At 47.1% G+C, this 8,882-nt stretch carries 7 protein-coding genes; 6 read left to right on the top strand and 1 reads right to left on the bottom strand.

Features of this window, described 5'->3' with window-relative positions; genetic code table 11:
• Positions 1-156: 156 nt before the first annotated feature.
• The 3 genes from AC0J20_RS22790 to serA all read left to right on the top strand — a co-directional run bounded on the left by AC0J20_RS22790 (position 157) and on the right by serA (position 2,869).
• Entirely contained in the window at positions 157-753 is a 597-nt protein-coding gene (locus AC0J20_RS22790) for a 5-formyltetrahydrofolate cyclo-ligase (RefSeq protein ID WP_473023513.1), read from the top strand.
• A gap of 68 nt (positions 754-821) precedes the next feature.
• Positions 822-1,478, top strand: a complete 657-nt coding sequence (rpiA, locus tag AC0J20_RS22785) for a ribose-5-phosphate isomerase RpiA (protein ID WP_229529023.1) — start codon at positions 822-824, stop codon at positions 1,476-1,478.
• A 161-nt stretch (positions 1,479-1,639) separates the two neighbouring features.
• The gene (serA, locus tag AC0J20_RS22780; protein ID WP_229529024.1) at positions 1,640-2,869 is read left to right on the top strand and encodes a phosphoglycerate dehydrogenase; all 1,230 of its coding nucleotides are present in this window, start codon (positions 1,640-1,642) and stop codon (positions 2,867-2,869) included.
• A 53-nt stretch (positions 2,870-2,922) separates the two neighbouring features.
• Here the strand turns inward: serA and purU are convergent, their stop codons facing one another.
• The gene (gene purU / locus AC0J20_RS22775; protein ID WP_473023512.1) at positions 2,923-3,786 is read right to left on the bottom strand and encodes a formyltetrahydrofolate deformylase; all 864 of its coding nucleotides are present in this window, start codon (positions 3,784-3,786) and stop codon (positions 2,923-2,925) included.
• Positions 3,787-4,008: 222 nt separating this feature from the next.
• Here purU and AC0J20_RS22770 point away from each other — a divergent pair, with 222 nt between their 5' ends.
• The 3 genes from AC0J20_RS22770 to AC0J20_RS22760 all read left to right on the top strand — a co-directional run bounded on the left by AC0J20_RS22770 (position 4,009) and on the right by AC0J20_RS22760 (position 8,796).
• Positions 4,009-5,064 (top strand): oxidoreductase, encoded by a 1,056-nt coding sequence (locus AC0J20_RS22770; protein ID WP_473023511.1) that lies wholly within the window; start codon positions 4,009-4,011, stop codon positions 5,062-5,064.
• Positions 5,065-5,140: 76 nt separating this feature from the next.
• Positions 5,141-7,498, top strand: a complete 2,358-nt coding sequence (locus AC0J20_RS22765) for a bifunctional diguanylate cyclase/phosphodiesterase (protein ID WP_473023510.1) — start codon at positions 5,141-5,143, stop codon at positions 7,496-7,498.
• 32 nt (positions 7,499-7,530) lie between these two features.
• Positions 7,531-8,796 (top strand): methyltransferase, encoded by a 1,266-nt coding sequence (locus tag AC0J20_RS22760; protein ID WP_473023509.1) that lies wholly within the window; start codon positions 7,531-7,533, stop codon positions 8,794-8,796.
• Positions 8,797-8,882 lie beyond the last annotated feature (86 nt).

Raw genomic sequence — 8,882 nt, 5'->3', positions numbered from 1 at the left:
AAAAAATCGCGATCGCAGCCTTCGGCTGCTTAAAAAAAGAAACCCCCGCTAAAAAGCGGGGGTTTATCATCAATCTGCAGCCGCCTTTGTGCGGCTTCTTTTTTTGAGGTTAATTTGTTATAACCACGCCACAGTACAGCAACCCGCTAATGCAACGTGGTATTAACAGCAAGCAATCAGGACAGAGCCAGCCTGAGAAAAACGCTACGCCAGGCCAGGCGCGCATTGACAGCAGGCCAGCAACAGCAGGCCAGCCTGGCACTGTTGAACAAGGTGCGCGACGCAGAACTATTACCGCAATCAGGTCATTGTGCATTTTACCTCAGCAATGACGGAGAGCTAAATCCCGCGCCTCTGATTCAGTATTGTTGGAATATCGGGCTCTCTACCTCCTTACCCGTACTTCACCCCTTCACCAGGGGCCATCTGCTGTTTTTGCGCTATCAGCATAACAGTGCAATGCAACACAACAAATATGGCATCGCTGAGCCCAAATGCGAGGTAACAAATGTTGTGCCGCTGCTTCAGCACAAGGTAATTTTCACCCCTTTAGTTGGCTTTGATTTAAATGGCAATCGCCTGGGTATGGGTGGCGGATATTATGATCGCACGCTGGCCTCACTAAAAAGTGCAACCGGTATCAGGCTCATAGGCCTGGCACACGATTGTCAGCAGGTTGACGCACTGCCCTTTCAGAATTGGGATATTCCACTGCATATGATTGTCACACCAAACAGAATTATAAAATGCTGAAACAGCACTGTGCTGTCATTTGAATCCAGGTATAATTTACGCAATCCAAATCACAAGTAGCAGAAATCATGACCCAGGACCAAAAAAAACGCGAAGCGGCCGCAGCCGCCCTTTCTTATGTTCAACCTGACAGCATCATAGGTGTAGGCACAGGCTCTACCGTTAATTATTTTATTGACGGCCTGGCGGATATTAAAAACGACATTCAGGCGGCGGTTTCCAGTTCAGAAGAGAGTACAAAGCGCCTTAAAGCGCTGGGGATTGAGGTTGTTGACCTGAACAGTGTGGGTAATATTGAAATTTATGTGGATGGTGCCGACGAAATCACTGAACACAAACACATGATCAAAGGTGGTGGTGCCGCCCTCACCCGCGAAAAAATCGTTGCCGCAGTGGCCGATCAATTCATTTGTATCATTGATGACAGTAAACAGGTGCCTATGCTAGGCAAGTTCCCTTTACCTGTGGAAGTGATCCCAATGGCGCGTTCCTATGTGGCCCGGGAACTGTTAAAACTGGGTGGCGATCCTGTGTATCGGGAAGGCGTGATCACGGATAACGGCAATGTGATTTTAGATGTTCATAACCTTAAAATCCTCGATCCGGTGGAACTGGAAAAACAAATTAATGGCATCGTGGGCGTTGTCACCAATGGCCTGTTTGCAAAGCGCGGTGCCAATGTAGTTTTGGTAGGCACGGAGCAAGGCGTAGTCACTATAAAATAAATGGATTGGACGCTAAATAAACGCTTGCAGTTCGCACACAATTTGCTATTGTTGCGCAACCCATTTAGACGTCCAGACTTCTATCTCCCCGATAGTGGATTAACGGACCCGTTCAGGCCTTGCCTGTTTCCCAGATTTTCAAGTTTCAAGGTATTGTGATCATGAGTAAAGTTTCGCTTCCCAAAGATAAGATTAAGATCCTGTTGTTAGAAGGTGTGCACCAAAGTGCCCTTGAAACCCTGAAAAATCAGGGCTACAGCAACATTGAGTACCTGAAAACTTCCCTGCCGGAAGCTGAGCTGATTGAGAAAGTGGCCGATGTACATTTTATTGGTATCCGCTCCAGAACCCAGCTCACCGAAGACGTTGTGGCTGCCGCTTCAAAATTAGTGGCGGTAGGTTGTTTCTGCATCGGTACCAATCAGGTGGACTTAAACGCAACGCAAATTCGCGGTATTCCGGTGTTTAATGCGCCCTTCTCCAATACCCGCTCGGTCGCGGAATTGGTATTAGGTGAAATCATCCTCCTGCTCCGGGGTATTCCGGCTAAAAATGCGCTGGCCCATCAGGGCGGTTGGGACAAAAGTGCCGTGGGCTCCTATGAGGCCAGAGGTAAAACCCTGGGTATTATTGGCTATGGTCACATAGGCACCCAGCTTTCCATTCTGGCTGAGCATTTGGGAATGAACGTCCGCTTTTACGACATCGAGGATAAGCTGGTACTGGGCAATGCAGTACAGGTGGCCTCGCTGACTGAGCTGCTTAAAACCTCTGATGTGGTTTCTTTACATGTGCCGGAAACACCGCAAACCAAGAATATGATTGGCGCGGCTGAGCTGGAAGTAATGAAACAGGGAGCCATCCTTATCAATGCTTCACGCGGCACAGTGGTGGATATCGACGCCCTGGCAGACGCGATGAAAACCAAAAAGTTAGGCGGCGCAGCCATCGATGTATTCCCGATTGAGCCAAAATCTAACAATGAAGAATTTGTATCGCCTCTGAGAGAGTTTGAGAACGTGATCCTGACTCCGCACGTGGGCGGCAGCACTCAGGAAGCTCAGGAAAACATCGGAAAAGAAGTTGCCGGCAAGATTGCAAAATACAGCGACAACGGCTCCACGCTTTCTGCGGTTAACTTCCCTGAAGTTTCTCTGCCTGAACATATTGGTCGTTCAAGGTTGTTGCACATTCACAAAAATGCACCAGGTGTGCTGACGCAAATCAACCAGGCATTCACGCAACTGGGTGTGAACATCGCTGCACAGTATCTGCAAACCAACGAAAACATCGGTTATGTGGTTATTGATGTGGAGACTGACCACGCCGAAGATGCTTTCCAGGCGTTGCAGTCTATCGAAGGCACCATCAAAACCCGCATTCTGCACTAAAAAAACGGGAGGCACTTGCCTCCCGTTTTAATTCTGCTATTCGTTATCGTTACTTAATCGAAAATTATCGAGCGTCGACCAGAGATGGCTATTCTGTGTTGTAAATGCAGCTCTACCGCCCTCAACAGCGTTTCGGTTTCAATTGATTTCCCCATATTCACCAGTTCATCTGCCGTCTGACGATGCGTGATGGGTTTTACGTTTTGCATAATAATTGGGCCTTCATCCAGCTCTTCGGTCACATAGTGCGCTGTCGCCCCGATAAACTTTACACCGTACTCTCTGGCCTGATGGTACGGCCTGGCTCCCACAAATGCGGGTAACATAGAATGATGAATATTGATCATTCTGCCGGTCCATCTGGACAGCACATTAGGCGGTATAATTTGCATATATTTAGCCAGTACCACCACATCAATATTGTGTTCATCGAATAAAGCCAGTGCCTTTTCTCCCTGTGCTACGCGGGTTTCCGGTGTAATGGGCAGATGATAGAAAGGCAAATCAAAACGTTTGGCATCCACTTCCATATCGGTGCGGTTACTGAGTACCAGGGTGGCTTCAGCGTTCCATTCGTGAGACAGTATTTTAGCCAACATGCCATAAAAACAAGGCAATTGCTTAGTTACCATAATGGCCATTTTCAGTGGTTTATCCAAAATTCGCAGATCCAGCTCCAGATGAAAGCGACCATCCAGCTCCTGTCTTAACGCAGCAATAATGTCTTCCTTAGCAATAAGAAACGCATCTAACTCCCATTCCATTCTGGCAAAAAACATGCGCGGCACCGCTTCAACATCCACGTATTGATCAAAATCGGTGATATTGCCTTTATTATTGTAAACGAACTGAGTCAGAGCAGCGGCGACTCCTTCCTGTAGTGGCCCTGATACCACTAATATTGCACGTATTGCCATTCTCTTAGCTTTGTGATTTCTGTGAACCTGTTCACTACTGATTACCTTGATTATCACAGCATAATAGCCAGACAGGCTTTCTGAAAGTAGTTTCAGAAAAAAGCACGAGTAATACACACAATCGACCTTTACCTAATCGATTTATGGTTAAAATCCGCGTCGCGCAGCAACCTGATAACGTGTACCATTCAGTTAACTCACTTTTGGATGCAGAGATAATTAATGATAAAGGTTGCTTTAATTGGGTTCGGTAGTGTTGCACAAAACCTGCACCTGCCTTTGATTCGACATCAGTCGCAACTACAAATTACCGCCGTTGCCAGCTCAAAACCGGAATTGGTTGCAAACCTGGTTCCTGAGGCCCGGTGTTATGCCAATTACCAACAACTTTTAGCAGACTCTGATGCAGATTTAGTAGTTATCACCACACCGAATGAATTTCACTACCCCATCGCGATGCAAGCCCTAAAAGCCTCAAGGCACGTGGTTATAGAAAAACCGGTAGCGCTATTGCAAAAGGAAGTTCAGGCCATGCAGCACGAAGCGGAAGAGCATGATGTGCGGTTATTTCCGTTTCACAATCGCCGTTGGGATGGTGATTTTCAGACCGTCGCCCATCTCATCAAAGAGAATCGCCTGGGCAAGGTTAAGCTTTTTGAATCTCATTTTGACCGATTCCGCCCTGAACCGACGGACAAATGGAAAGAAAAAGCTGGTCCCGGCAATGGCATCTGGTATGATTTGGGTCCGCACTTGCTTGACCAGACCTTTCTGTTATTTGGCATTCCCGAAGCCATCACTGCGCGCTTGCTTGCAACACGCCCCAATTCCAATACCACTGATTATTTTCATGTTCAGCTCCATTACAAAGACAAAGAAGTCCACCTGCGAGCCAGCAACCACAATGCGGCGCCTGTGCAACGGTTTCACGTTCAGGGGAATAAAGGAACACTGGTAAAATATGAAATGGATGTTCAGGAAAATCAGCTCAAAGCAGGTCTCGCCATCACTGATGACAACTATGGTATAGACGATGAAGCAAACTATGGCGTGCTCTACAAGGAAAGCGATCAGGGCTTGATATGCAGCCAACGTATCGCCACACTACCGGGTGCCTATCCGCAATTTTACCAACAGGTCGTTGACAGCATTCGCTATGACGCAACACCGCCGGTTTCTGTTGACGCGGCCATTGAAGTAGCTCGCTTTCTACAACTGGGGATGTTGAGTCAGGAACAGGGCAAAACGATTAAAGTCAGGCAGTTCCGGGAAGAATAACGTACCGCCAGACACAATTGTATGTTGTAATTAACTCATTCAGATATCGGAACACTGGTAATAGCTAAACCTCGCTATGACAAAAACAACACTAAAGGGCTTTAACTCCCTCAGAACCCGAATTTTGCTTAATTTCCTGCTGGTACTCAGCATCGTAGTGATTGTCACCTTATACACAGTGCAGTCGGCCACCTATACCCACAGTACCGGACAGTTGATGTCTTATGCGCAAACCTCCGCCAGTGTGGTTGAAGATAAGATTTTAAACCGCTCTGTCTCGTTGCGGGATGCGCTCAATACCCTGAGTAAAGATTTTAGTTTTAAACAGTTGGTAGCCACCAGCGATGATGACACCGCCAGTTTACTGTCAGCACTGGTTAACTTTCAGGCCAGAGCGGGGGCTGACCTTGCCTGGGTGCAGAACAAAGACGGCCGTACGATAACCTCTAACCCGGAACTACCGGTAAAAGATCTCAATATTGATGCGCGGGACTTTTTAACCGATGGCATTCATTGGCACAGTGTTGAAGGTAAACTTTACCTGTTACGCGCGATGCCGGTTAAGTTTGTAGAAAGCTCTCGTAATATTAATGCCTGGGTGTTGATGGGGGTGCTTGCAGAAAACCTGTTTAACGAGCGTCTCGCCAGCCTGACTGACCTGGATATCAGTCTGATGTTTATCGGGGCGAAAAATCAATTGATAGCCACAACCCATGAGCCTGAATTTGCCAGCGAACTGGTGCAACAGACCATATTAACCAATGGGCAGCTCAACCAATTTAACGGAGCACTGAGCCAATGGATTTATATTGCCAGTGATTTGGGCAGCTGGCGCGGATTACCCATGGAGCTGGTGCTTAGCACAATAGAGGACAAAGCGTACCTGTCTTACAACAGTTTATTGGTGCAACTCATCCTGATTCTGGTTATCGCCGCAGCGATGGCACTGGTGGCCGCCATGTTACTTTCAAACGGCATTACCCGCCCGGTTACTCGCCTGGTAGGTGTTGCCAACAAGATCCGTCAGGGCAATTATGTGCAGGAATTTCCCAAAGCCAGTACCAACGAAGTGGAGTCACTGTCTGATGCCATCCATTCGATGCAGGAAGGTATCAGGCAACGTGAACAGGAAATCCAACATCTGGCATATTATGACACCCTGACCTTGTTGCCCAATCGCAACCAATTCAAAAATCACCTGACACAACTGATTAAAAGCAATCCGGAGCGTCCATCAGCGGTCCTGATGATGGATCTTGACCGATTCAAAGAAATAAACGACACCATCGGGCACGAGGCAGGTGATCAATTACTGAAAGAAATTGCTAATCGGTTAAAAGCCTTTGCTTATGAAGGGGTTTTTATCGCCCACATTGGTGGCGACGAATTTGCCATAGTGGTTGAAGATGTCAGTGGGCAGGATCCCAAAGCCGTTGCAGAGAACTTTTCAGGGTTATTCGATCGACCATTTGTGATTGAGCAACTCACTCTGGACGTAGATGTCAGCATGGGGGTAGCCACCTATCCAAACGATGCTGATTCAACGGAAGGTTTATTACAGTGTGCCGATATTGCGCTTTACAGTTGCAAAGGTAAACATTTCCCTTATGCAATTTATCAGGACAAACTCAATAAGTATTCGGTGCAACGCCTCAGTCTGATGTCGGAACTACGAGGGGCATTGGCAGAAGGTCAGTTGCAGTTGTTTTATCAGCCTAAACTGGCCATTGCTGAGCGCAAAATTACCACGGCAGAATGTCTGATTCGCTGGATTCATCCGGTGCATGGCTTTATCCCTCCCGATGAGTTTATTCCTTTAGCTGAACAAACTGGTGCCATTCGCGATGTCACCCATTGGGCGTTGCGGATCGCCTTTCAGCAATACAAACAATGGCAACAACAGGGCTTTGAAGTTGGCATGGCGGTGAATATTTCCGCTATTGATTTGGTGGATATGAAGCTGCCCACCTACGTCGCTGAATTGATGTCAGAGTTTGACGTAGACAATTCCATGCTGACCCTGGAAGTGACTGAAAGTGCGGTAATGTCTGATCCAGAAAGTGCTTTAAAAGCCCTGAACACACTCAGACGCATGGGAATCACCCTCTCCATCGATGATTTCGGAACCGGTTACTCTTCGATGGCCCAGTTGAAGAAAATGCCGGTAGATGAGCTTAAAATCGATAAGGCTTTTGTGTTGGATCTGGCGAAAAGTGAAGATGATAAAATCATGGTTCGTACCCTGATGTCTTTAGCCCAAAATCTGGGACTAAAAACGGTTGCTGAAGGGGTGGAAGATGGTGATACGCTAAACTTTTTACAGGAAGTAGGTTGTACCAAAGCGCAGGGCTTTTACATGAGCCGGCCGTTGCCTGCGGATAAATTCAGTGAGTGGCTGGTAAGCTTTGACGCTAATGAGTATTTCCGGGGTTAGCCTCGCCGAACGACGGCCGAGAGTTGACGTTAATGGCACTATCCCATACTGAACGCTTTATGCAACTTACCAGGTTGCTTGATGATTTTGCTATTTTGTGGCGGGATTCGGTTTTTCAGGAAACGTCGCCAAAGTGGAGCAGTCACTATCCGGTACTCTATGAACAACTGTTAACAATTGATGATGAAGAGCTATGCAGACTGGAATCGTCAGCCACTGCACTTCATCACTTTATCAGTCAAACGCTACCGGGTTACAGCGAAATACTGGATGCTATCCGGTTACCAGTGCACCACCAGTCCATACAAGCTCCAAAATTCGCTGATGTAGGTGTCCCTGGCAAAAAATGGCAGCAAATCACCGCTTTTTTAAGCGATTTTTTACAAAGACACCCATCGCAAAATACACAATTGCATGAACCTTTACCTGGAAAACTTTTACCAGGACATCCATCCGAAAAAGTGAAAGCATCAGTTGCAGAACTGGTAGATTGGTGCGCAGGAAAGTCTCACCTTGGCCGCACAGCCGCTTTAATAACCGGGCACAAGCTATATGCCATTGAGCGTGACGAAACTCTTTGCAGGGAGGGTGCATCACTGGCAAATAAAATGGGTGTCCCGGCAAATTTTAATTGCGCTGATGTTTTGCAGCGAAATTTTACGTTTAATAACAGGCAACAGATTTTCGCTTTGCATGCCTGCGGTGATCTGCATAGAAAGTTATTAGCTGAATGGAAACACAGCGATTCCCCTGAATTAACACTGGCGCCCTGCTGCTATGAAAAATGGTTACACGGCGATTATCAGCCACTATCTGAACTGGCAAAAAATAATAATCTAAGATTGAGCAAGGATCAGGTACGATTAGCCATGCAGGAAACCGTTACAGCTTCCACCCGTGAGCAGGCCCAGATGCACAGGTTACAAACCTTGCGCCTCGCCTTTGACATTCTGCAAAGAGACATTCGCGGTACAGATGAATACTTACCTGCTCCATCACTGCCTTTATCGGCGGCAAACTGGCCGGTTACTGACATATTCACATTCTTAGCAAACAAAAAAGGCCTGAAACTGCCGAAACTCATTGATACCGAATACTATACAAATAAAGCTCATTCACGCTATCAGCAGGTAAGACGATTGCAACTAGCCGCACAAGGGTTCAGACGCCCACTCGAACTGTGGTTGGTGAGCGATTTAGCACTTTATCTGGAAGAAGCAGGTATTCAGGTTACACTTCAGGAATTTTGTCCCCGGGAGCTATCCCCACGTAATATACAGCTGACCGCCTTCCGCTAGCAATTATCTGGACAGCCATCATAAATTGTCCTGACAGCCACCATAAATTGTCCTGACAGCCATCAAACCTTCAGGCATCAAAACTG

Source organism: Planctobacterium sp. R6 (genome assembly GCF_055755215.1).
This window is presented reverse-complemented; position numbering and strand designations above follow the sequence as displayed.

Coding starts and splice junctions, on each gene's coding strand:
- rpiA (WP_229529023.1), top strand. CDS start 822: ATGACCCAGGACCAAAAAAAACGCGAAGCGGCCGCAGCCGCCCTTTCT.
- serA (WP_229529024.1), top strand. CDS start 1,640: ATGAGTAAAGTTTCGCTTCCCAAAGATAAGATTAAGATCCTGTTGTTA.
- purU (WP_473023512.1), bottom strand. CDS start 3,786: ATGGCAATACGTGCAATATTAGTGGTATCAGGGCCACTACAGGAAGGA.
- AC0J20_RS22770 (WP_473023511.1), top strand. CDS start 4,009: ATGATAAAGGTTGCTTTAATTGGGTTCGGTAGTGTTGCACAAAACCTG.
- AC0J20_RS22765 (WP_473023510.1), top strand. CDS start 5,141: ATGACAAAAACAACACTAAAGGGCTTTAACTCCCTCAGAACCCGAATT.
- AC0J20_RS22760 (WP_473023509.1), top strand. CDS start 7,531: ATGGCACTATCCCATACTGAACGCTTTATGCAACTTACCAGGTTGCTT.